This is a genomic window from Clostridium disporicum, from assembly GCF_001405015.1.
Lineage (GTDB): Bacteria > Bacillota > Clostridia > Clostridiales > Clostridiaceae > Clostridium > Clostridium disporicum_B.
The window spans coordinates 1-23,124 of record NZ_CYZX01000014.1; the positions used below are offsets into that span (position 1 = coordinate 1).

General features: G+C 26.8%; 19 protein-coding genes and 1 pseudogene. 13 read left to right on the plus strand and 7 right to left on the minus strand.

Annotated features, from left to right (window positions below; genetic code table 11):
* Positions 1-246: 246 nt before the first annotated feature.
* A complete protein-coding gene (locus ARA56_RS10185) occupies positions 247-825 on the plus strand; it encodes a 50S ribosomal protein L25 (RefSeq protein ID WP_055266354.1) in 579 nt (192 codons plus the stop codon).
* Positions 826-879: 54 nt separating this feature from the next.
* On the opposite strand, the gene ARA56_RS10190 is transcribed toward ARA56_RS10185, so the two are convergent.
* Complete coding sequence (locus ARA56_RS10190) at positions 880-1,545, minus strand: hypothetical protein (RefSeq protein ID WP_055266356.1); 666 nt, start codon at positions 1,543-1,545, stop codon at positions 880-882.
* Positions 1,546-1,731: 186 nt separating this feature from the next.
* Between ARA56_RS10190 and ARA56_RS10195 the strand changes: the two genes are divergently transcribed.
* The 6 genes from ARA56_RS10195 to ARA56_RS10220 all read left to right on the plus strand — a co-directional run bounded on the left by ARA56_RS10195 (position 1,732) and on the right by ARA56_RS10220 (position 10,225).
* Positions 1,732-2,454 carry a response regulator transcription factor gene (locus tag ARA56_RS10195; RefSeq protein ID WP_055266358.1) on the plus strand — a complete coding sequence of 241 codons (723 nt, stop codon included), beginning with the start codon at positions 1,732-1,734 and terminating at the stop codon, positions 2,452-2,454.
* 3 nt (positions 2,455-2,457) lie between these two features.
* Positions 2,458-3,837: a sensor histidine kinase gene (locus ARA56_RS10200; RefSeq protein WP_055266360.1), complete on the plus strand. Its 1,380-nt coding sequence runs from the start codon at positions 2,458-2,460 to the stop codon at positions 3,835-3,837.
* 333 nt (positions 3,838-4,170) lie between these two features.
* Positions 4,171-5,475, plus strand: a complete 1,305-nt coding sequence (hisS, locus tag ARA56_RS10205; protein WP_055266363.1) for a histidine--tRNA ligase — start codon at positions 4,171-4,173, stop codon at positions 5,473-5,475.
* 64 nt (positions 5,476-5,539) lie between these two features.
* The gene (locus tag ARA56_RS10210; protein WP_055266365.1) at positions 5,540-6,442 is read left to right on the plus strand and encodes a GNAT family N-acetyltransferase; all 903 of its coding nucleotides are present in this window, start codon (positions 5,540-5,542) and stop codon (positions 6,440-6,442) included.
* Positions 6,443-6,662: 220 nt separating this feature from the next.
* Positions 6,663-8,453, plus strand: a complete 1,791-nt coding sequence (locus tag ARA56_RS10215) for a glycerophosphodiester phosphodiesterase (RefSeq protein WP_055266367.1) — start codon at positions 6,663-6,665, stop codon at positions 8,451-8,453.
* 581 nt (positions 8,454-9,034) lie between these two features.
* Positions 9,035-10,225 (plus strand): cytochrome c biogenesis protein/redoxin, encoded by a 1,191-nt coding sequence (locus tag ARA56_RS10220; protein ID WP_055266369.1) that lies wholly within the window; start codon positions 9,035-9,037, stop codon positions 10,223-10,225.
* Positions 10,226-10,363: 138 nt separating this feature from the next.
* On the opposite strand, the gene ARA56_RS10225 is transcribed toward ARA56_RS10220, so the two are convergent.
* A complete protein-coding gene (locus tag ARA56_RS10225; RefSeq protein WP_055266371.1) occupies positions 10,364-11,206 on the minus strand; it encodes a metallophosphoesterase family protein in 843 nt (280 codons plus the stop codon).
* Between the two features lie 10 nt (positions 11,207-11,216).
* A complete protein-coding gene (locus ARA56_RS10230) occupies positions 11,217-11,756 on the minus strand; it encodes a hypothetical protein (RefSeq protein ID WP_172675762.1) in 540 nt (179 codons plus the stop codon).
* Positions 11,757-11,901: 145 nt separating this feature from the next.
* Between ARA56_RS10230 and ARA56_RS10235 the strand changes: the two genes are divergently transcribed.
* The gene (locus ARA56_RS10235; protein WP_055266373.1) at positions 11,902-13,239 is read left to right on the plus strand and encodes a TldD/PmbA family protein; all 1,338 of its coding nucleotides are present in this window, start codon (positions 11,902-11,904) and stop codon (positions 13,237-13,239) included.
* A gap of 15 nt (positions 13,240-13,254) precedes the next feature.
* On the plus strand, positions 13,255-14,481 hold the full coding sequence (locus ARA56_RS10240) for a metallopeptidase TldD-related protein (protein WP_055266375.1): 1,227 nt from the start codon (positions 13,255-13,257) through the stop codon (positions 14,479-14,481).
* A gap of 48 nt (positions 14,482-14,529) precedes the next feature.
* Here ARA56_RS10240 and ARA56_RS10245 read toward each other — a convergent pair whose 3' ends face one another.
* From ARA56_RS10245 to ARA56_RS10255, 3 genes and pseudogenes are all read right to left on the minus strand, one after another.
* Complete coding sequence (locus tag ARA56_RS10245; RefSeq protein WP_055266377.1) at positions 14,530-14,874, minus strand: cupin domain-containing protein; 345 nt, start codon at positions 14,872-14,874, stop codon at positions 14,530-14,532.
* 64 nt (positions 14,875-14,938) lie between these two features.
* Positions 14,939-15,775, minus strand: a complete 837-nt coding sequence (locus ARA56_RS10250; protein WP_055266379.1) for a YjjW family glycine radical enzyme activase — start codon at positions 15,773-15,775, stop codon at positions 14,939-14,941.
* Positions 15,772-16,896: pseudogene (locus ARA56_RS10255) on the minus strand (YjjI family glycine radical enzyme); the annotation flags it as partial. The gene ARA56_RS10250 and the pseudogene ARA56_RS10255, both read right to left, overlap by 4 nt.
* 293 nt (positions 16,897-17,189) lie before the next feature.
* Here ARA56_RS10255 and ARA56_RS10260 point away from each other — a divergent pair.
* Positions 17,190-18,497 (plus strand): DEAD/DEAH box helicase, encoded by a 1,308-nt coding sequence (locus ARA56_RS10260; RefSeq protein WP_055266381.1) that lies wholly within the window; start codon positions 17,190-17,192, stop codon positions 18,495-18,497.
* A gap of 329 nt (positions 18,498-18,826) precedes the next feature.
* Here the strand turns inward: ARA56_RS10260 and ARA56_RS10265 are convergent, their stop codons facing one another.
* A complete protein-coding gene (locus ARA56_RS10265) occupies positions 18,827-19,678 on the minus strand; it encodes a DegV family protein (protein WP_055266383.1) in 852 nt (283 codons plus the stop codon).
* Between the two features lie 356 nt (positions 19,679-20,034).
* Here ARA56_RS10265 and ARA56_RS10270 point away from each other — a divergent pair, with 356 nt between their 5' ends.
* The 3 genes from ARA56_RS10270 (at position 20,035) to ARA56_RS10280 (ending at position 22,925) form a co-directional block, all read left to right on the plus strand.
* Positions 20,035-20,883, plus strand: coding sequence for a metallophosphoesterase (locus ARA56_RS10270; RefSeq protein ID WP_055266385.1), 849 nt, complete (start codon positions 20,035-20,037; stop codon positions 20,881-20,883).
* Positions 20,884-21,036: 153 nt separating this feature from the next.
* Positions 21,037-22,104 (plus strand): TFIIB-type zinc ribbon-containing protein, encoded by a 1,068-nt coding sequence (locus tag ARA56_RS10275; protein WP_055266387.1) that lies wholly within the window; start codon positions 21,037-21,039, stop codon positions 22,102-22,104.
* The gene (locus ARA56_RS10280) at positions 22,101-22,925 is read left to right on the plus strand and encodes a TPM domain-containing protein (protein WP_055266389.1); all 825 of its coding nucleotides are present in this window, start codon (positions 22,101-22,103) and stop codon (positions 22,923-22,925) included. Before ARA56_RS10275 ends, ARA56_RS10280 begins: the two co-directional genes overlap by 4 nt.
* Positions 22,926-23,124 lie beyond the last annotated feature (199 nt).

The window sequence follows — 23,124 nt, forward strand, 5'->3', positions numbered from 1 at the left end:
TGCCATAAATATTACCTCCAATAGTGCTATTATCTATATTATAACACTATTTGTAAATTATATGCACATATCAACATTATTGTCTAACAGAGCCTTAATTTTAAATATACGTAATAGATTATTAAGTAAAAGGATAAACGTTAGATATAAATTAGAGTAATATTAGCTGCAATTAATTAATAAAATATTTTAGAAATCGAAAATATGATAAATACCATATTTAATATTTGAAAGAAGGATTATATGATGGATGATTTATTATTTAATGTTTACGAAAGAGCTGAAAAAGGAAACAAAGTAAGAAAAAGAGGAGAAATTCCATGTGTTATTTATGGAGATGAAACACATAAAGCTATATCTGCAAAGATGACAAAAAAAGAGATGTATAGATTATTAGGTTATCCTAAAAATTCAATAATATCTCTAAATTTAAATGGAGATATAAAAACATGTATAGTTAAAGAAACTCAAAAAGATATATATGGGAAAGTTGCTCATATAGATTTTCAAACAATAAGAAAAGGGGAAGTAGTAAAGTTAGGTATACCAATTACTTTTGTAGGACAAGATGCATTAGCAGCTAAGAGTTTATTGCTAGAGACTTTTGTATCAGAAGTAGAATTACAAGGGGAACCAAATAAATTTCCACCACATATAGAGGTAAATGTATCTAATCTACAAGCAGGTAATAGAATTTATATTAGAGATTTACCAATTCCTAAAGATGTAGTAGTAGAAGAAAATGAAGACTTAGAAATAGCTAAAATTGATAGTATTATTTATGAGAGTGATTCAGATGACAATAATACTACTACAGTAGAATAAAATAAGTTAGAGCTATTGAATTTATATTTGATAGCTCTAACTTATTTTTTACAATTATCTTATAGCTTTTTTAAATTCTTTATACCCTATTAAAACAACCCAAACATATGCTAATGTTTTTGGTACCATAAGCATTCCAACAAAGAAGTTTTCAGAAGCCCAAAGAACAACTGGTGCATAGAAGGCAAATGATAAGAACACAGCTATACCAAGGTTTTTATAATCTCTATCATTATTTTTAGCTCCATAGCTATATAAAAGATAAATCATAATAATTCCCATAATTGCAAATGGAATATTTCTATATATACCCCAGCTTAAAGGTGGATTATTTATAAACCATTCATTTTGAGGGAATAAGCAAAGTATTATTCTTATAGCAGATAATGCATACATTGTTATATCTAATAATTTTGAATTTTTAACATCAAATCTTATTTTCCAAATCTTATAAAGTATTAAATAAAATATTGTCATAGTAATTGATGTAACTAGTTTTCCGAAGCCTAAAGCAGGTGCATTGTTTTCTAACCCTGTAGTTAGTAAAGCATAAATTCTTGGTATAAGGTGGAATGAATCACCTAATCCTAATATTAATGACATAAAACCGAACATTTTAAAGTATTTATTATCTTTTGATTTTCTTATCATTATTATTCCTAAAGAGATAACGGTAGTTAAATAAACTACATGAAAAATTGGTTCCATAATTGCTTGCATAATTTTATTCTCCTTAATTAGTCCTTTTATTTTGATTGTCAGTTAAGTACCGGCGTCTGATATTAGTTTATTATAGACATATTTATTTAATATAAACTGTATCTTAAATCCATCTTAAATAAATTGGTTTTACGAGAAGAGAAAAGTTTATATGATATAATCTAGAAAATAAAAGGAGTGATATTGATGAATAATATTTTTGAGAAGTTTAAAGTTTTAATAATAGATGATGAAGAAGATATTACTGATATTTTAGATACAGTATTAAAACGTGAGGGTTTTAGTAATATTTACATAGCTAATAATGGAACAGATGGAATAGAGTTATTTAAAAAAGTTAATCCAGATATAGTATTACTAGATATTATGTTACCAGACATAAGTGGATACGATGTTTTTAATGAACTTAGAAAAGATAGTCAGATTCCAATATTATTTATATCAGCAAAGACGGAAGAGGTGGATAGACTTTTAGGCTTCGCTATAGGTGCAGATGATTATATAACTAAACCTTTTAGCGCAAAAGAGGTAGCTTTTAGATTAAAAGCTAGATTAAAAACTTTTGATAATGTAGTTACAAATAAAAATATTAAAGAAAATAAGATAATTAAATTTGGTGATATAGAAATAAATGAGGAAACTGGAGAAGTATATAAAAGTGGAAAGCTTCTCGAGCTTACAGCAAAGGAATTAAAATTGTTAATTTATCTTGTGAATCATCCAAATAGAATTTTAAGCAAAGAAACCATATGCAATGAGGTATGGGGTGAAGATTTCTTTGGATACGATAATACAATTACAGTTCATATAAGAAGACTTAGAAAAAAGATAGAAGATAACCCATCTAAACCTAAATATTTAATAACTGTAATTGGCTTAGGATATAAGCTAGTTATGAAAGGTGAATAATATATGAGAGGAAAGCTTATAATTCATTATTCTGTGTACATCATTTTAGCTTGTGTATTTATAGCCTTTGTAAATATTACTTTTATGGGAATTAATATTTATAAAAAAGGTGGATTATATAATTATCATCCTGAGGAGATGATTTCAGCTTTTAAGGATTATATAGTTTATTCGGAAGATGGAAATATAGAGGTTTCAAATGATGGAATAAATAAATTGATAGAAGAGAACTCAGGAATTCAGATTTTAGACAAAAATAATAGAGAGGTATTTAGTTATAATAAACCTGAAATAGCTCATAGTAATTATTCAAATGTACAACTATTAGAAACATATAATAATGAGGATGTTACTTTGTTTTTAGATGAGAAAGAACTAGAAGGAGAAATATATACTTACTTATTATTTTTAGATCCTTCTAGGGTTAAGCGAATAACTTATTCTTATGATGTTAAGTTGGTAGACGAAGCTCATATGTTTCCTATATTAATTTTATTAAATGTATTTTTAATCTTGGGAATAAGCTTTTTATACACCTTAAGAATAACAAAGCCTATAAATAGAATAGTAAATAAAATATCGAAGCTATCTAAAGGTGGATATAAAATAGATACACCACAGAAGGGAATATATTATGATGTTGAAAAGTGTTTAAGTCAGCTAGCAGGAATATTAACCTTTAATGAAAAGGAAAGAGAAAAACTTGATGAAATGAGAGAGGAATGGATTTCTAACATTTCGCATGATATAAAAACCCCTCTTACATCAATTATAGGAAATGCTGAAATAATGGCAGACACAGAATATGAAATAGATGATAGAATAAGAGAGAAATGTTGTACGACAATAATAAATAAAAGTCAGTATATTAAAACATTGATAGAAGATTTGAATTTATCAACTAGGTTAAAAAATAATACTATAGTTTTAAATAAGAGTAAAATAAATATTGTATCTTTAGTAAGACATGTATTAATTGATATTATAAATGATGAAAAATATAACGATAGTAATATAGGGTTTAATTATTCTGATGAAGAGATAATGCTGGAATTAGATGAAGGATTAATAAAGAGAGTATTTATAAATCTTATAACTAATGCTTTTATTCATAATAGCAATGATGTAAAGGTAAAGATAGATATTCAAAAGCTAGATAGTGGTAATGTTTATATATCCATAGAAGATAATGGTAAAGGTGTATCTGAAGATGAATTAAATAATATTTTTAAAAGATATTATAGAGGAACAAATACAAGTAAAAAGATAGAAGGTTCAGGTTTAGGAATGGCTATTGCTCATGATATAATTAAAGCTCATGGTGCAGAAATTAAGGCTATAGGAAAATTAGGAGACGGACTCAAAATAGAGATATTATTTTAGAAAGAAGTAAATAATTTTAAGGTATAACCATTAAATGTTACTTAAATATCAATATCTGATAATTGCTTTTTATATAACTATAATATATAATGTAGAAAAGAAAATTTTGGAGGAATATTATGAATACACTTAGTGTTATTAAAACAAATTTAATACATCATCATTACTAGAGACTTGGTCTGTTTAATAAACGGATACAAGTCTATCGCTGTTAGGCTTGTATCTCTGGTAATGATAAATTAAGTGTAATCATAATTTATTGTAAGCCATGTAGGATATATGCCTGCATGGCTTTTTGTTATATAAAAATAAATTATTTTAGGAGTGAATAAAATGAAAAAGAATATAATTAAACCAAGCATATTACCAGGATTTATGGAGTTATTACCAAGGGAACAAGAAATTTTTAATGATATAGTAAGTAAAATATCAAAGGTATATGAGATGAATGGATGCCTAGCTATAGATACACCAATAATTGAGAAGGCTGACGTGCTTCTTGCCAAATCAGGTGGAGAGACAGAAAAGCAAGTTTATAGTTTTCAAAAGGGAAAAAACAATTTAGCTTTAAGATTTGATTTGACTGTCCCATTTGCTAGATATGTAGCTCAATATTATAATGATTTGCTTTTTCCTTTTAAAAGATATCAAATAGGAAAGGTTTATAGAGGTGAAAGAAATCAAAAAGGTAGATATAGGGAATTCTATCAATGTGATATTGATGTTATTGGGAAAGAAAAATTAAGTATAAATAATGATGCATGGGTTATAAACTTAGCAGATAAAGCCTTTAAGGAAATAGGTTTATCTAATTATAGATTTCAAATAAGTAATAGAAAAGTATTAAAGGGAATATTAACTGAATTAGAAATAGATAATCAAGCTGATGTAATGATATTAATCGATAAAATAGACAAGATAGGTGAAGAGGTATTTATTAGTGAACTTAAAAATCTTATAGGAATTGATAAAAGTGAGTATTTAAATAAAATATTAAAACTTGATGGATCAAATGATGAAAAATTAGAAGAACTTTCAAAGCTTGATATAAAAAATGAATATTACAATGAGGGAGTTGAAGAATTAAAAAAGGTTAAATCACTATTAGAAATATTAGGAGTAGATAAAGAAAATTTTGAAATAAATTTAAAGATTATAAGAGGATTGGATTATTATACAGGAACTGTATTTGAAACTATATTATTAGGGGATGAAGGATATGGATCTATATGTTCAGGAGGAAGGTATGATAACTTAGCAGAAAATTATACAGCAAATATATTGCCAGGAGTAGGGATATCAATAGGGCTAACTAGATTGTTTTTTGTATTAAAGGAAATTGGATTTATAGATAAATATAAAATTGAAAATAAACTAGAGTATTTAATAATTCCAATAGGAGATACGATTGAGTATTGCGGAAAAGTATTACAGTATCTACAATCAAAAGGTTATGGTGTAAGTATATATTTGGAAGATGATTCATTAAAGAAAAAGATGAATTATGCTAATAAAATTGGTGTTGAAAATGTAATATTAATTGGAGAAGAAGAAATAGCAAATAATAAAGTAAAAGTAAGGAATATGAAAAGTGGGGATAATATTATAATTAATTATAATTTATTAATATCAGATTAAATTTTAAAGTATAAATAAAAAGTAAGATAATATATATAGATGTTTTTAATAGGGGGATTGGGCTATGAGTAATTATGTGGAGGTACAAGGAAAAAAATATATATATGAAAAAGACTACAAAGAAAATGAGCATTTAAGAAAAAGCTTTAATGAATTAGCTAATAGGACATTTGGTATTGATTTTGAACAATGGTATCAAGAAGGTTATTGGGGAGATTCTTATATAACATATTCATTAATAGATAATGGTGAAGTAGTATCAAATGTATCCGTAAGCATTATGGAGTTTAAATTTAAAGGAGAAAAGAAAATCTATATACAAATTGGTACTGTTATGACAGATGAAAGATATAGAAATAAAGGGCTGGCTAGATATTTAATGGAGACTGTGATTGAAGAATGGAAGGATAAATGTGATTTAATTTATCTATTTGCTAATGATAGCGCTATTAATTTTTATCCTAAGTTTAATTTTATAGAAGCTTATGAGTATGAATACTCAATAGGTTGCTTCACTATAGACGAAGAAAGCCGTGTTAGAAAGATAAATATGGAAGATAGTAATGATAAGGAGATATTTAAAAACATAATTGAAAATACAGTATTATTTTCACAGTTTGCAGTTCTGAATAATAAGAATTTAGTTATGTTTTACTGTAATTCTTTTATGAAAGAAAATATTTATTATGTAGAGGATTATGATGCCATAGTAATTGCAGAAAAAAGTGATGAGATAATATATATATTAGAGGTGTTTGGAACTAAAAATATTGATTTGGAGAGCATAATTAATAAGATTGTAAATAAGAATACGAAGAAAGTAGTATTAGGTTTTACACCATTTAATACTGTGTTATATGATGAAAAGATATTAAAAGAAGAAGATACTACATTATTTGTAATGAAAGATAAGGATAATCCTTTAGAATTTAACAATATCATGTTCCCAGTATTATCACATGCTTAATTAAAAAAATGACAAATAGTAGATTTATTATGATAATATTTTATAATAGACCTACTATTTTTTTATACATAAATGTTAGCAAGTATTAAAAAGTGCAATAATATTTTAATAAATGATTTTAAAAGTAATGTTTGAAATTAATTAATTTTCAGTTAACATATATAGGTAGTAAGAAAATGGGAAGTATAAATAATAAAGATAAGATATTGAGGAAATATTTATGAGAAAAGGAATAATTGAAAATTTTATATTATTACTCAGATATAATTTAGGAACCTTAATATTATTTGAATTGTTCCATAAAGGTATTGCATTAATTTTGGTACTACCTATTATAAAATATATATTTGAAAGTGCAATGCACAATTCAGGAATGATTTATCTAAGTACAGATAATGTATTTAAGATATTAACAAATCCTATTTCAATATTTTTATTAATCTTGTTGTTACTCATTTTTGGTTTTTATGTCTTTTTTGAATTTACAGCTACAATTATTTGTTTTGATAAATCTATAAGATATGAAAAGATAGGGATATTTAAACTTATTAAACTAGGATTACAAAAATCAGTAAGAATATTAAACATTAAAAATTACTTATTAATGATATTTATTTTATTAATAATTCCATTAACAAATTTAACATTAACATCAGGATTTATTGGAGAGTTGAAGTTACCAGAGTATATACTAGATTTTATAAAGTCTAATAAATTTTTAAATATAGTATATATGGGATTGATGATTATTTTATATATGATTGTTATTCGATGGATTTTTAGTATACATGAAATAACTTTAAATAGAAGTAGTTTTAAAGAAGCAAAAAATGAAAGTAATAGAATAACAAAAGGGAAAAATATAAAAATATTTTTATATTCAGTTGGAACTTTTATAGTTTTTAGCCTTATAGGTTATGGAATTTATTATTTATTGATAATATTAATGGCTATAGTAATTAAGTATTATGGAATAGGTATTGATCTAAAGGAAATATTTATTGCTAAAGCTATATTATTTAAAGATTATTCGATGTTAATCGCATCAATTTCTAGCTTTATACTTAATCTTGCTTTTATATCAGCAATTTATTATAACTATAAAAATTTTGGATTTTATAATAATAAACATAATAAGATTAAGGTATCAAGTATGAAAAAGATTATAACAGTAGTATTAATAGTTATCCTCATACCTATTGAATCAATGGCACTTTCAATAAATAGTAATACTTTATTGAATATAGAATTATTTTATAATACTACAGCTACAGCTCATAGAGGTGGTAATGTATCAGCACCAGAAAATACATTAGCTGCATTTAAAGAGGCTATACTTGCTCAAGTTGAGTACATAGAGACTGATGTTCAGGAAACTAAGGACGGAGAACTAATACTTATTCATGATTCAAACTTTAAGAGGACTACAGGGGTAGATAAAAATGTTTGGGAAGTTGATTATGAAGAAGTGAAAAATTATGATGCAGGGAACTATATGAATCTAGGTTATACAGGAGCCAAGATACCTACACTTGATGAAGCAATAAAATACGTAAGAGGTAGATGCAAGTTATTAATAGAAATAAAACTTAATGGCCATGAAAGTCCAGATATAATAGACAAGGTTATAAGTGTTATTAAAAAAAATAGAGCCGAAAACCAATGTGTAATAGCTTCTATGGATAAGGAAGTATTAAAAAAGGTAAAAGAGATAGATTCTAATTTCCTTACTTGCTATTTAACGGCTCTTGCATATGGAGATATATATACGTTTGAATATGTTGATATATATGGTATTGAATCAACTTTTATAACTAAGGGTTTAATAAAGAATATTCATGATAAAGGAAAACAAATATTTGTATGGACTGTAAATGATCAAGACATGATGAGCAAAATGATTGATTTAAATGTAGATAGTATAATTACAGATAATCCATTTTTAGTTAACGATACTATCTACTCAAAGAAAAATGACTTTATAAAGGTTATAGCTGATTATTTATTTTGATTATAAAGTAAATAAATTTTTTTATATAAATATTAAATGATTATATGAATTGAAAATAAATTATTACCGCATTATGTAGATGATGCTAGTTTATAAAATTATATTAGAGGAAATTCATTAAGAATTAGATTAAAAGGTAGGGTTTGTGTATTAATCACAAACCCTAAAATATTAGGTTGATTATTAGGTTACTTACTAAAAACAAGAAGATAATAATTATTTAGCTAACATAAGCTTACTTACATTAATGATAGGTAAATGAGAAACTCATACTTTAGCTAAATTATTAAAATATTAATACTAGTTGATTATAAGAAAATTAGTAATTATCGATTTGTCATAATATAGTATATGACATGTATATTAAGGTGTTACAATAAATTTATATTGTAAAGAGAAAAAATAAAATAAAGGAATATTATAAAATAATAATTGGAATATATGATTATATCACATAATAATATTTCATAAAGATGTAAAATGATTGAATAATTTAGGATAAGTAAATAATTGATATATTTAACAATATAACGTAATATTAATTTTAAATAAATACAAGAAATTTAGGAGGAAATTTAATTTTGGGAAATATTAATATCTTTATTGTTTTTATTGAAGGGATATTATCAATCTTTTCACCCTGTATATTACCTATACTACCGATATATTTAAGTATGTTAGCTAATAGCACTGTAAGTGATATGAATGATTCTAAATTTAAAAGTAGTATATTGATAAGAAATACTTTATTTTTTACTTTAGGTATATCTACTACATTTTTCATATTAGGAGCATCAATTAATGCGTTAGGTTCATTATTTAGCACTTATAAATATATAATTATGATTATAGGTGGAATCATAATATTAATTATGGGATTGTTCTATTTAGGAGTTATTAAATCTGAATTTTTAAGTAGAGAAAAAAGATTAAGTGTAAAATATAAGACAATGTCACCTTTAGCTGCTTTTGTATTAGGTTTTACATTTAGTTTTGGATGGACTCCTTGTATTGGACCAATATTAGCATCAGTACTCGTAATGGCATCAACGGCAGATAATATTTTAGTAGCTAATTTATTGATATTAGTATATACTCTAGGATTTATTTTACCTTTTCTTATAGTAGCTATATTCTATAGTAAATTAGGAAAATACTTAAATAAAGTTAAGAAGCATATGGAAACTATTAAAAAGATAAGCGGTATACTTATTATACTTGCTGGATTAATTATGTTAGTAAATGGTTTTGTTGATGTTAATAAACAATTAAATTCAAAAGATGAAAGTAATATAGAGAATAATAATTATTCAACTGAAGAAAATGCAGGGGAAGAAGAGGAGAGACTAGCACCTATAGATTTTACTTTGTATGATAATTATGGAAACAAGCATACTTTAAGTGAGTATAAGGGTAAGACAGTATTCTTAAATTTCTGGGCAACATGGTGTCCTCCATGTAGAGAAGAGATGCCTTATATAGATGAACTATATGAGGAATATAATAAGAATCAAGAGGATGTTATAATCTTAGGAGTTGCATCACCTAATTTAGGAAGAGAAGGTTCTCAGGAGAATATAACTGAGTTTTTAGAGAGCAATGGATATAAATTCCCAGTAGTATTTGATGAAAATGGATCACTTATGTATGGTTATGGAATGAACTCGTTACCATCTACACTTATAATAGATAAAGATGGTTATATTACAACATATGTTCCAGGGGCAATGAATAAAGAAACTATGAAGAAGGTAATTGAAAGAGATAGATAGAATCAATCTAAATTATTAAAAAAAGAAGTAAAGAAAATTAAGAGTTTAGTATATAGTATTAAATTTAAAAGTAACAAGGATATTTCATAAAACTAAATATCCTTGTTATTTTAGTTAGTGCAGTATTATTTAAAATTACTATTTATAAAGCTTAAAATTATCAAGTAGTCTGCCTTTAGTATTTATTGCAGATACTTCTATAAAATTTTCAGTTATATCAACAACAACAAAATGATAGGTTGCAATAGGAGGAATGATAACACCATCTTTGCTTTTATATTTATCTCGAAGTTTTTCTCCACCTCCACCTGTTATAATTTGATGAATATCATTTTTACCATGAATAATTCTTCTAGAATAATTATGTTCATGAGAAGAAAAAACTATATCAATTTTACATTTATCAACTACTTGCCAAAAGGAATTTCTATAATTAGGATATAAATCTAGGCAATGACCAAGATGAGCACCAGTAGGAAATGCTGGAGAATGAACAACAACTAATTTGTTTTTTATATCTACAGAAGCCACATTTTCAAACCAAGAAAGTTGGTTATCTATAATTTTGTGGATTTCATTAGGATGAAAAGCGTTAAGAATAATAATTCTAGTATTCTCATAATCTACATAATAAGCTGTTTTATTATAATCTTCTAAATAACCACTAGGCTTTAGATCATTATAAATTTTTTCAAATATTTTTTCATAGCTATCATCGGTAGGATTAATGTTGACTTCATGATTACCGATAACAGGAAGAATTATTTTGTTTGGATGATAACTTTGAACTATTCGTTTAAAATTATTAAATTGGGAAATGAGCTGCTCTTTATTTGAACTACCTGCAATTGAATCACCACACATCACTAGAAAATCAATTTTAGGATTTAATTTTATTGATTGTTCCATTATTGATTTTAAAACTTTAGTATTTACCCCATTATTTTTACCCTTTGAATCACCGAAAACTAAAAAACGCATATAATCTCCTTCAATAAAAATTATTTATAGAATTCCACCTGTTATAAAGGTCAGGTCGTACAATCTTAACATAGCTTAAAAATTGATTTTTATAATTAAGCTTATCTAAGCCTTCTAGTATTAACTTTGGGTAAATAGTTTCTTTTTTCATTGCTCGAGCAGTATCTATAATCTTAAGCTCATACTGATCAGTAAGTAATATATGAAATAAGGTAGTGTCTAATCTTGAAAAGCCTACAAAATTCATAGCATCATATAATTCTATTAACTTATCTGATAAATAAGGGGTTAATGAATTTGATAATAGATATTTATCAAGTTCTATACCATCTATATATTCACGGATAATATACTTGTCTCCATATGAATATAAAATTGGAAAGTGATAGTCAACCTGTGACATAAGCATGGTATTTATTTCTTTTAAGCAATGAGACTTTTTCTTAAATATTTTTATACATTTTTCATCATCTATTTTATATACCGAACCTTGAGTTCCGCTACCGATGAATTGAAGCTTATTTATATCTATATTTTTAGGAAATTTCATATTTAACACCTAAAACATTGATTTATTTATATAGTATATGAAACAAATGTATAAAGGATAAACTGAGAAAAGTTAAATTCATCTATTTTACTATTATTTGAATAAATGGTAAAATAATTTTATTAATTAAAAGGGGGCGATTGATATGTATAGATTTCCAGAAGAATTATATACAGATATCAGAATTGAAACTGTAAAAACTAATAGCATAACCTATGAAAATAATGAGTTGAAGCAGAATAAATTAAAAGTTGAAAAAGGGGCATTTATACGTATATTTGATGGGGAGAGATGGTATTATAGCTCTACTACAAATATTGAAGAAATACAGAAAGAAATTGATGAACTATCAAAACTGGCTAAAAGAAATGAAAATATTTATGATAATCCTGTAGTTAAGAGGATAGAAGTAAATAAAGGCAATGATATAAAATATAAAAATAATAACATAATAGAAGTATCTAATGATGAAAAGATTAAACTTTTAGAAAGTTACCTACCTATAAATAATGAATTCCCAGAAATATTAAATTCGAGATTACTTTATAAAGACACTTATACAATAAAAGAAATAATTTCAAGTAAAGGTACAGATGTTACTTTTGATATACAGAATGCATATATAGCAAATAGGTATCAATTATCTATTGATGGTATGACTCAAAATGGTGGAGAAACTATATATGAAGATGATTTTAATAAACTGTTTAATAAGCAAGATTTATTTAGAGAAGAAATTATTAAAAATTTAGAGTATGCAAAAAATGCTGTGCCTGTAAAAAAAGGAGTTTATACATGTATACTTTCTCCAGTTGTAGCAGGTGTATTTGCTCATGAAAGCTTTGGTCATAAAAGTGAATCAGACTTTATGATAGGTGATGAGAAGATGATGGAAGAATGGAGTATAGGAACTAAGGTTGGTTCAGAAATATTAAATATAATAGATTGTGGAAATATTGAAGGCTCTGGATATGTACCTTATGATGATGAAGGAACTAAGGCAAAGGAAAATTATTTAATAAAAGATGGAATTTTAAATGGAAGACTTCACAGTGCATATACTGCAGGTGCTTTAAATGAGGATGTTACTGGTAATAGCAGAGCTATAAATTTTGAATATGAACCTATAGTAAGAATGACCACAACTTATATCGGAGCTGGTAATTTAACAAAAGAAGAACTTTTTAATGGAGTTAAAGAAGGAATATATATAGATAGTTTTATTCATGGTTCAGGAATGTCTACATTTACTATAGCACCATCAAGAGCTTATATGATTAGAGATGGAAAAATATCAGAACCAGTAAAAGTATCAGTAATAACAGGAAATGTAATGAGTACATTAAATGAAATAGATGGCTTATCTAATGAAGTTGAAATTAAATCATTAGGGACAGGTGGTTGTGGAAAAATGGAACAGTGGCCACTATCTGTAGGATTAGGTGGGCCATATGTACGTGTAAATAAAATAAATGTTGAATAGGGGTAGGTGAGAAAAGTGATTAGAGAAGCTTATATAAATAGAATGAAGGAAATAGCACTTAACGTAACGCAGACAAGAATAGATTCCATAAGAAAAAAGGATATTACAAAGAGTGGTTGTAGAGTATATAAAGATGGATATATAGGGGTAAGCGGAAGCTTAGGAGAGCCAACTGAGGAAACATGGAATGAAGCTATTAAGAATCTTGAAAATAAAGTTCCGTATAATTTTGAAGTATGCAAAGATAGAAAGAGAAGAAGAGATTTAAGAGAGTGTAATATGTCTTCAGATGAATTCTTAAAAAAAGCAGAAGAGTTATTAGAAATTATAAGGTCAGAGTTTCCAAACTTTATTTTCAGCAATAAGATTAAGTCTATAGAAACAGAAATTACTTTAAAAAATGATGTAGGATTAGAATATGTTAATTTAGATAAGTATTATCAGACTGAATTAATTATAAAGCATAAAGAATCGGTAAATGTTTTTGATACAGCTGTACAGAGATGTGAAAGACAATTTGATATAGAAGCTATAGTAAAAGATGTTAGAGATTATTTAACTGCTTTTGATAATATAGTTGAAATACCTAAGGAAACAAAGATTCCTGTAATTTCGAATTTTTATGATTTAGGAGAAAAAGTTATTGAAGGTTTAAATGGAAATGACCTTTACAAAGGAACTTCTATTTTCAATAATAAGCTTGGAAAAGAAGTATTTTCAAAAGATTTTACAGTATATGTTGATAGAAGTGAAGAAAATATTGATATACCTTTCTTTGATGCAGAAGGAAGCGTTATTGAAAATGATAGATTTTGTTTAATCCAAAATGGGAAAATAAATTTTGGATATACAGATAAGAAAACTTCAGCTGAATATAATATTCCAAATACAGCTGCAGCCCTTGCTAATTATGATGAAGTACCTTCATTATATGGACAAGGAATGGTAGAATCAAGAATTAAGGTAAAGAGTGGAGATAAAACTTTATCAGAAATATTAAATGGAAAAGAAGCTATATACACTGTAATTATGTCTGGAGGAGACTGTACAAATGAAGGGGATTTTGCATCTCCAGTTCAAATGGCATACTTATTTAAAGATGGGAAAATAGTTGGAAGGTTACCAGAGTTTTCGGTGTACGGAAATATATATGAAATGTTTGGAGAAGATTATTTAGGGCAAACTGCTGATAGATGCTATTTTGGGGAACATGCTATAGTATTAAATATGAACATTAAATAATATATTAATAAAACAACGCTTATTTAAAGCGTTGTTTTATTATGGTTATTATAAAGCAACAAAGTCAGATGGGAATGGTGCAATTACACTAACTAATATAATATCTTCATTTCCTGTATTTTTTAAACCATGTTGCGCATCTTTTGTTGATAAAAGCATATCTCCTTTAGAAAATGGAACTTCTTTATCTTTCTCAGGATAAACTACTCCTGTTCCTTGAATGCAAATCCATAAGTCATCTGATGTAGTATGCTTATGAGTAGGAATAAATTGATTAGGCTTAACAACCCAAACAGCAGCGGTAGTAGAATCAGAAGTATAAACAACTGTCTTCTTAGCTTCTTTATCATCACCTTGGGCAACTTCACTTAATTTGAATAAACGATTATTCATAAATAATCACTCCTTTAAAACATTATGTAAATAGGTTATGGAGTAATAGTTACTTTATACATTACTATACTATAATAATATTTTTACATCCACCTTCTTCAGCAATACTTTTTATTGTATTCATATATTCATCAGAAGGAGTAGGATGAAGTTTTAAAGATTGTCTTACTCCAAGATTTCTAAACTTTATAAGCTTGTATCTTATATTTGAATCATACTTATTTATAATTTCTGAAACTTTGCGTACAGTTTCTTCATTATTAAATAATTCAGGAACTATAACTGTTCGTACTTCATAAAGCTTTCCTATAGAAGCTAAGAATTCTAAATTTGATAATACATTTGCGTTATCAAAAGATATATATTTATTATGTATAGTATTATCAAAAGCTTTAACATCAAGCATAACGCTATCACAAACTTCTAAAAGTTTAGGCATTTCTTTAAAATCTTTAGAACCATTGCTATCAATAAAGCATGTTAGGCCTAATGATTTTATCTTTGTAAATAAATGAAAAAGAAAATCTTCTTGAAGAGTACATTCTCCACCAGATACTGTTATACCTTGGATAAAAGGTTTATAATTATTTATTTCATTAATTATATCATCAACAGACATCTTAGAGATTTTTGGACTACTACTATTATTACATGTTTTAATACATGAATCGCAATTACAGCATTTTGATTTATCCCAAAAAACTTCACCGTTATTTTTAGTAATAGCTCCACTAGGGCAAGCTGTGATACATGTACCACAGTTACCACATATATTTATTGTTTCAGGATTATGACAATAGATACAATTGAAATTACAACCTTGTAGAAATATTGCAGTTCTATTTCCTGGCCCATCAACAGAGCTAAAAGGAATTATCTTATTAACCAATCCAGTCATTATCTTATCATTCTCTCAAGAACTTTACCGTTTTTAACTTGTCCTTGTCCTAAAACAACTGTATCTTGAAGTGTAGCTTCACCTCTATTTAATTTTTCTATTTCACTTTTCTTAACTAAGTATCCAGTGATTCTTATCACATCAGCATCTGAAGAGTAAAGAGAGAAGTATCTCATACCTTCTTTAAATGCACCTTGAATTATGTTTAATATAAATTCAGGATTGTTCATAGAATTAACTTCAAATGGGAATATATCGCCCACTCCTGATGGGAAGTATTTATGGAATCTAGCAGTTTGTTTTAAATGCTTCCATAATTCAGGTTCTTCACCTATTGGAATTCTTGAGCCAGGACTTATATTTATATCATCACCTATACCTACTTGAGCATGAAGTAATAGTCTTTCGTTAGTAACTTTGCAGTGTTTACTTTGGAAATTATTTATAAAATCCTCCATAAAGTCCATTATTCTAACGCCTAAATCATCAGCTTCTTGACAGTGACCAAACTTATCTTCTAGTTTTTCAGCTTTAAGAAGTATATTAACAGCTTCAGCAAGTCCAACAAGTCCAAACATAGAAGTAAATCTATCTTTACTTATGAAACCTTCTTTTACTAAGAAGTTTGTTTCAAAGAAAGTACTTTCTTCAACTATGTATCTAATTCTTTCATTTATATATTCAGCCATACACTTCATAGCATTAGGTAATTTATCATTGAAGAAATCATCAATATCAGTGGCAGTAGAAGCTAAAGTAGATAATCTCATTCTTACTAAAGTATGTGCTCCCCCTCCAACATGTAGACCGTTATAGCAACTAGCAATTCCGTAAGTGCCTAAATCTTCAGTAAACATCTTATGATTAGCAAAGCTCGGCTTAGCTGTAACTAATGCTGTTTTAATAGCTTCAATCGCTAAGTCATCAGGAGTTTCTTCACTATATTTTAAAGTTAAGTTTGGAATAGCATTTTCTAATTCTCTCTCAACTTCTAATATTATTTTTGCAGCCTTAGTTGGCTTTGGACCTAAGTTACCATGACAGAATGAGTCAGTTATAGTTCTATCTAATTGTGTTAAAAACAATCTAATTGCAAGTTTAGCTTCAACTTCATCCACTATATAACAATTTTTTCGATATCGTTCATATTCTCACCTCTAAAGTCATCTTATGTTCCTATAGATTATAACATATCTTTAGGTTATTTAATTATAGTAAATATCAGTTAGTATAAGCTATTTTATTATGATGAGTTTTAATGTAAGTTTTAATATTCCAATAAATAATTAATGAAATTATTATAAAAATAGGATATAATGAATAGTAATGAACGCTATATAAATGCTTATGTTAGTGAATTGCATTTATATGGCGTTATTTTTATGTGGAAAATAATTTTTATTAAAAAGGAGAAATAATGTTATTTAAAGATTTAAATATAATTGAGCCAATATTAAGGTCAATAGAAGAGGCTGGGTATGAAAAACCAACAGCAATACAAGAAAAATCAATACCAGCTATATTAAAAGGAAGAGATATATTAGGCTGTGCACAAACAGGAACGGGAAAGACAGCAGCTTTTGCTATACCAATATTACAAAGTATAATTGAAGAGAAAAAAACTAATAATGATAGGAATTTAAAGGCCTTAATAGTAGCTCCAACAAGGGAGTTAGCAATACAGATAGGTGAAAATGTTACTACTTATTCAAAGTATTTAGATATTAAGAGTACAGTTATATTTGGTGGAGTAAATCAAAGTTCACAAGTTAGAAAAATAAAATCTGGAATAGATGTTTTAATAGCAACACCAGGAAGACTTATAGATCTATCAAATCAAAGACATGTTGACTTGAAAAATGTTAAGTATTTTGTACTTGATGAAGCAGATCGTATGTTAGATATGGGAATGATTCATGATGTAAAGAAAATAATATCGAGGTTACCTAAAGAACGACAAAACTTATTATTTTCAGCTACTATGCCAAAGGAAGTAATGAAGCTAGTAAATTCTATTTTAAAAAATCCAATTAAAGTAGAAGTTCAGCCTGCATCATCAACAGTGGATATTATTTCGCAAGGTGCATATATGGTATCAAAGAAAAATAAGAAATCATTGCTTGTACATTTGTTAAAAGATGAAAGTATAAAATCAGTTATAGTATTTTCAAGAACAAAGCATGGTGCAAACAAAATAGCAAAGGACCTTAATCATGTAGGAATTGAAGCAGCAGCTATTCATGGTAATAAATCTCAAAATCAAAGACAATTAGCTTTAAATAATTTTAAAGAAGGTAGTTTAAGAGTTTTAGTTGCTACAGATATAGCAGCTAGAGGTATAGATGTAGATGAATTATCACATGTTATAAATTATGATTTACCAGATGTCCCAGAGACATATGTACATAGAATAGGCCGTACAGGAAGAGCTGGGAGAGATGGAGTTGCAATTACTTTATGCGATTCAGAAGAACTAGAAATATTTAGAAGAATTGAAAAAGTTATAGGAAAATCAATACCAGTACTCGAAGAAGAAAAGTTTGAAATAATTAATATAGTACCACCTGTCATAAAACAAGGTACTGATAAACATAAGAGTAATAATAGTAGAAAATCAAGAAGGTATCAAGGAAAAGGCAAGGAACAAAAAAATAGAAACGAAAAAATGAGTAATGGAAGTAGAGATAGAAAATATAGTACAAATAATAAACTAAATAAAAAGTAATAAAAAATAGTCGTAATTATTTGCGGCTATTTTTATTAAAATAAAATATATAAAAATTGTTGCATTTTATATGTAGAAATTAAAGAAGGTGTATATTTAGAATGCTAAATATACACCTTCTTTAATTTAAGTGTAGGGATCTCTATAAGATCACCTATGAGGCACACAATTGAGTAATGCAATTTATATTACATTAGAGTGGTTTATGGTCATTTATAATTTTTGACACAAAAATGTAATTCTAATCATAAAAAGTATAATTTATAAAAAATGATGATAATTAGTACATTATAACTATCATCATTTAATAAATGCATGAGTATGAATAATTAATTTGTTGTTTTTATAAAGAATGCTATACCACAAGCGCCAGGACCAGCATGTACACCAACTGTACTACCTATTGCACTTATTGGACAATTTTTAAGATTATATGTCTTATCAATAAAAGTGGCGAATTGATTTAAATTAGATGATGAGCCAGTATATCCAAGAGTATAAGGTCTAGTTTCATCTATTCCACCAGCTTCTTCTATTAAAGCTTTTATTTTTGAGTATGAATTATTAGTTCCTCTAGCTTTAGCAGCCATAGATACTGCACCGTCTTGAACCTTCACTATAGGTTTAAGATTTAATAGAGTACCTGCTAAAGCTGCAGCACTTGAAAGTCTTCCACCTTTTTTTAAGTATTCTAAAGTATCTACTGCAGCGAAAATACGAATATTTTGTTTTTCTCTTTCTAAGATTTCAAAAGTTTCTTCAATTGATTTACCATCATTTCTAAGTGAAATAGCATAATCAACTAGAACTTTTAAACCTAAAGTTACAGTTTGACTATCTACTATATAAATTTTTTCATATTCACAAATATTTTTCGCTATAGTTGCACTTTGATATGTGCCGCTTAAGGAGCTAGATAATGTGATTACAAGTACGGCTTCATCATTGTTTTTCGCTTTTTCAAATATTTTAAAGAAATCCTCAGGGGAAGGTTGGCTTGTCTGAGGTAAAACTTTTGCAGATTCTAATTTATTATAAAATTCCTCAGTACTTATATTAATTCCATCGTGGTATTCACCATCTTCAAAAAGAATACGAAGTGGAACTACTTGTATATTTTTTTCTCTTGCATCTACTTGTGTTATATCGGATGTAGAATCCGTAACTATATTAAAGTTCATAATAAACCTCCAAATTACTTTGATTATCAAATTAATATCATTTTAATTTAAAAATAAAATGATGTCAAGTATTTTGGATATCAAACTAAAATACTAATATTTTTGTTAGTTAAGTAATAGAAATAATAAATTTTAAGTTAAGTTATTACTAATAATATAGATATAAATTAGTAGTAATTTATTAAGGGAAAATATGTTATTAGAGAGATAACAAATTTATAAGGAGGAGAAAGTATGAAAAAGTTAGATGGGAAAGTAGTTATTATTTATTTTTAAAAGTTTCATTAATATTTAATAAAATATAATTATTAAAAGTGATATAATTATATTTAAAATTATTAATTGGAGAAATTTATATGAGTTTTTTGACATTGGGAATTACAGCATTATCTGCATATGGTTTTTGTTATTATCAAAATAATAAAATACAAATAACAAGATTTAATATAGATTCAAGTAGTAATGATAATATAAAAGTTTTACAGCTTTCTGATTTGCATAGTAAGGAATTCGGAAAAGATAATAAGATATTGAAGGATATAATATTTAATGAAAAACCAGATATAGTAGTCGCTACTGGTGATTTAATAGATTCTAACATGAAAAGAATTGATAAAATAATTAGTTTCTTAGCTGAAGTAAATAATAATATTCCGGTATTCTATATTCCTGGAAATAATGAAATGAGATGTAAGAGAATTAATGAAATATTACATAAGTTAAGAGCTAATAATGTTGTAGTATTAGATAATGAAATAAAAACGATAAAGATAAAATCCACTATTATTAATATCTTAGGGTTAGTAGAAAATAGGATAGATAGTGGAGAATTATTTTATGAAAAAGTTAAGAGTAAATATGAGGGACAAAAATCAGAGCTCTTACTAAAGAAGTTAGAAAATATGAATGGGTTAAAATTTGTATTATCCCATTATCCAGAAAATTATGATGCAAATGAAGATACTTTATATAGTAGACACAACTTTGATATTATGTTTTCAGGTCATGCACATGGTGGTCAATTTATACTACCTTTTGTAGGAGGATTATTTGCTCCAGGGCAAGGAATACTACCAAAATATTACTCAGGGATGTATGGGGAAAGTAATAAATTAATTGTAAGTAGGGGATTAGGGAATAGTGGTTTTCCATTAAGATTATTTAATAGACCTAATATAGTTGTTGTAGATATCCTAAGAAAATAATATTTGATTATTTTCTTAGGATTTTTATTATAAATATTATTTATTTTTCATAATGATAATAGATAGGCATAAGTATTATAAGATATGCGTAGATTTACTTAAACTGTAAATGATGTTATTATTTATTTAGTATTAATTAGATGAGGTGAATAAATGGGAGCTGCTGTTTATAAATGTCCTAATTGTGGTGCACATGTAACATTTGATGCGCAGTCACAGAAAGGTAAATGTGATTATTGCCTAAGCACATTTTCAATTCAAGAGTTAGAAGATTATCTTAAAAAAGAAGATGATAGAAGTGATGAATATAGTGAAGAACAGATATCAGATGAATTACGTGATGAAATAAATAATAATACAAGAGTATATAAGTGTCCAAGGTGTGGGGCAGAAGTGGTTGCGGATAAATCCACAGCAGCAACATTTTGCTATTACTGTCATGGACCAGTTATATTAACAGATAAATTATCAGGAGATTTCAAGCCTTCAAAAGTTATTCCCTTTAAGATTGATAAGAGAAAAGCAGAAGAAATTTTATTGAACTGGTCAAAGAAAAAATGGTTTATACCTAAGGAGTTTACATCAGCAAAGCAGCTTGAAAAAATAACTGGTATATATATACCATACTGGCTTTTTGACTGTGATGTAGATGGAAGCATGATGGCCATAGGTAAAAAAATAATGACTTGGAGACAGGGAGATTATGAATATACAAAGACTGATACTTACGAAGTATATAGAGAAGCTAAATTAAAATTTGATAATGTTCCTCATAACGCATCTTCAAAGGCAGATGATAAAGTTATGACAGCTATTGAACCTTTTGATTATAATGAGATAAAGGATTTTTCTATGGCATATCTTCCAGGATTTTTAGCAGATAAATATGATAGAACTAAGGAGGATGTATTACCTAGTATAAAGAGTACTATTAATAATTCTGTAAATAATATTTTAAGAAATTCTATTAATGGATATAGCATAGTAAGTGAAAGAAATTTTAATAGTAAGTACAGCAATGCTAAATTTAAATACGCATTATTTCCTGTATGGATGTTAACTTATCAATTTAATAATAAAAATTATATATTTGCAATTAATGGACAAAGCGGAGAAGTATATGGAGCTCTCCCAGTATCTAAAGGGCGTATAGGTATATTATTTACTATATTATTTGTGATTTCATTTATAGTAGCACTTATAGGAGGTATGCTTATATGAAAAAGATAATAAGTAGAGTTTTAGTAATTGCATTCATGATGATTTTATGTATTTCATTAAGTAGTAATATAAGTGCTGACCTTAAGAGAGTAGTAGATAACGCAACTTTATTTTCTGATGAAGAAATAAATAGCTTAGAAAGTTCTATTAATAAAATATCACATAAATATAATATGGATATAGTTATAGTAACAACTAATGATAATCAAGGTAAAAGCTCTAAGGAGTATGCAGATGATTTTTTTGACTATGAAGGCTACGGACTTGGTGATAAGAATAGTGGTATACTTATGCTTATTAATATGGATGACCGTGAAGCATATATTTCTACGTCAGGAAATGGTGAGAGATATTTTACAGATAGCAGAGTAGATAGTATTTTAGATGATGTATATTCATATTTAAGTGACGGTAATTACTCTAAAGGTGCAGAAATATTTTTAAAGGATACAAGCTATTACTTAGAAAAAGGGATACCATCGAATCAATATACGGTTGATGAAAATGGTGATATTGTACTATCTACTGAAGCAAAAATAAAAAGAGTTTTTATTGCATTATTAATAGCGTTAGTAATAAGTTCAGTTATATGTGGAATTGTAGTTATGCAGTATAAAAAGCCAGCAGCATTACCTGAAGAAAATTACCTAGATAGAAATTCAATTAATTTTACTAGAAGAAGTGATAGATTTATAACGACAAATACTACTAGAAGAAAAATTCCTAAGAATAATGGTAACTCAGGCGGTAGTGGAGGAAGAACAACAACTCATACATCAAGTAGTGGAAATTCTCATGGTGGTGGAGGAAGGAAATTCTAAATAATTAAGAATTGTGAATTATTAATTATGGGGATGTCTCTAAAATGATTTTAAAAATAATTTTAGAGACATCTCATTTTTTCTTTTTAGGATAAAACAAGTAAAAATTTTAAAAATATTTTTTTAATATTGTATTAATTAATAAAAATAAATATTTATATTAATAGAAAATAGGTATATATTACTTGTTGTATTGGAA

Bases quoted from the DNA above. Each gene is read 5' to 3' on its own strand.
- ARA56_RS10185 (WP_055266354.1), top strand. From the start codon at position 247: ATGGATGATTTATTATTTAATGTTTACGAAAGAGCTGAAAAAGGAAAC.
- ARA56_RS10190 (WP_055266356.1), bottom strand. From the start codon at position 1,545: ATGCAAGCAATTATGGAACCAATTTTTCATGTAGTTTATTTAACTACC.
- ARA56_RS10195 (WP_055266358.1), top strand. From the start codon at position 1,732: ATGAATAATATTTTTGAGAAGTTTAAAGTTTTAATAATAGATGATGAA.
- ARA56_RS10200 (WP_055266360.1), top strand. From the start codon at position 2,458: ATGAGAGGAAAGCTTATAATTCATTATTCTGTGTACATCATTTTAGCT.
- hisS (WP_055266363.1), top strand. From the start codon at position 4,171: ATGAAAAAGAATATAATTAAACCAAGCATATTACCAGGATTTATGGAG.
- ARA56_RS10210 (WP_055266365.1), top strand. From the start codon at position 5,540: ATGAGTAATTATGTGGAGGTACAAGGAAAAAAATATATATATGAAAAA.
- ARA56_RS10215 (WP_055266367.1), top strand. From the start codon at position 6,663: ATGAGAAAAGGAATAATTGAAAATTTTATATTATTACTCAGATATAAT.
- ARA56_RS10225 (WP_055266371.1), bottom strand. From the start codon at position 11,206: ATGCGTTTTTTAGTTTTCGGTGATTCAAAGGGTAAAAATAATGGGGTA.
- ARA56_RS10230 (WP_172675762.1), bottom strand. From the start codon at position 11,756: ATGAAATTTCCTAAAAATATAGATATAAATAAGCTTCAATTCATCGGT.
- ARA56_RS10235 (WP_055266373.1), top strand. From the start codon at position 11,902: ATGTATAGATTTCCAGAAGAATTATATACAGATATCAGAATTGAAACT.
- ARA56_RS10245 (WP_055266377.1), bottom strand. From the start codon at position 14,874: ATGAATAATCGTTTATTCAAATTAAGTGAAGTTGCCCAAGGTGATGAT.
- ARA56_RS10260 (WP_055266381.1), top strand. From the start codon at position 17,190: ATGTTATTTAAAGATTTAAATATAATTGAGCCAATATTAAGGTCAATA.
- ARA56_RS10265 (WP_055266383.1), bottom strand. From the start codon at position 19,678: ATGAACTTTAATATAGTTACGGATTCTACATCCGATATAACACAAGTA.
- ARA56_RS10270 (WP_055266385.1), top strand. From the start codon at position 20,035: ATGAGTTTTTTGACATTGGGAATTACAGCATTATCTGCATATGGTTTT.
- ARA56_RS10275 (WP_055266387.1), top strand. From the start codon at position 21,037: ATGGGAGCTGCTGTTTATAAATGTCCTAATTGTGGTGCACATGTAACA.
- ARA56_RS10280 (WP_055266389.1), top strand. From the start codon at position 22,101: ATGAAAAAGATAATAAGTAGAGTTTTAGTAATTGCATTCATGATGATT.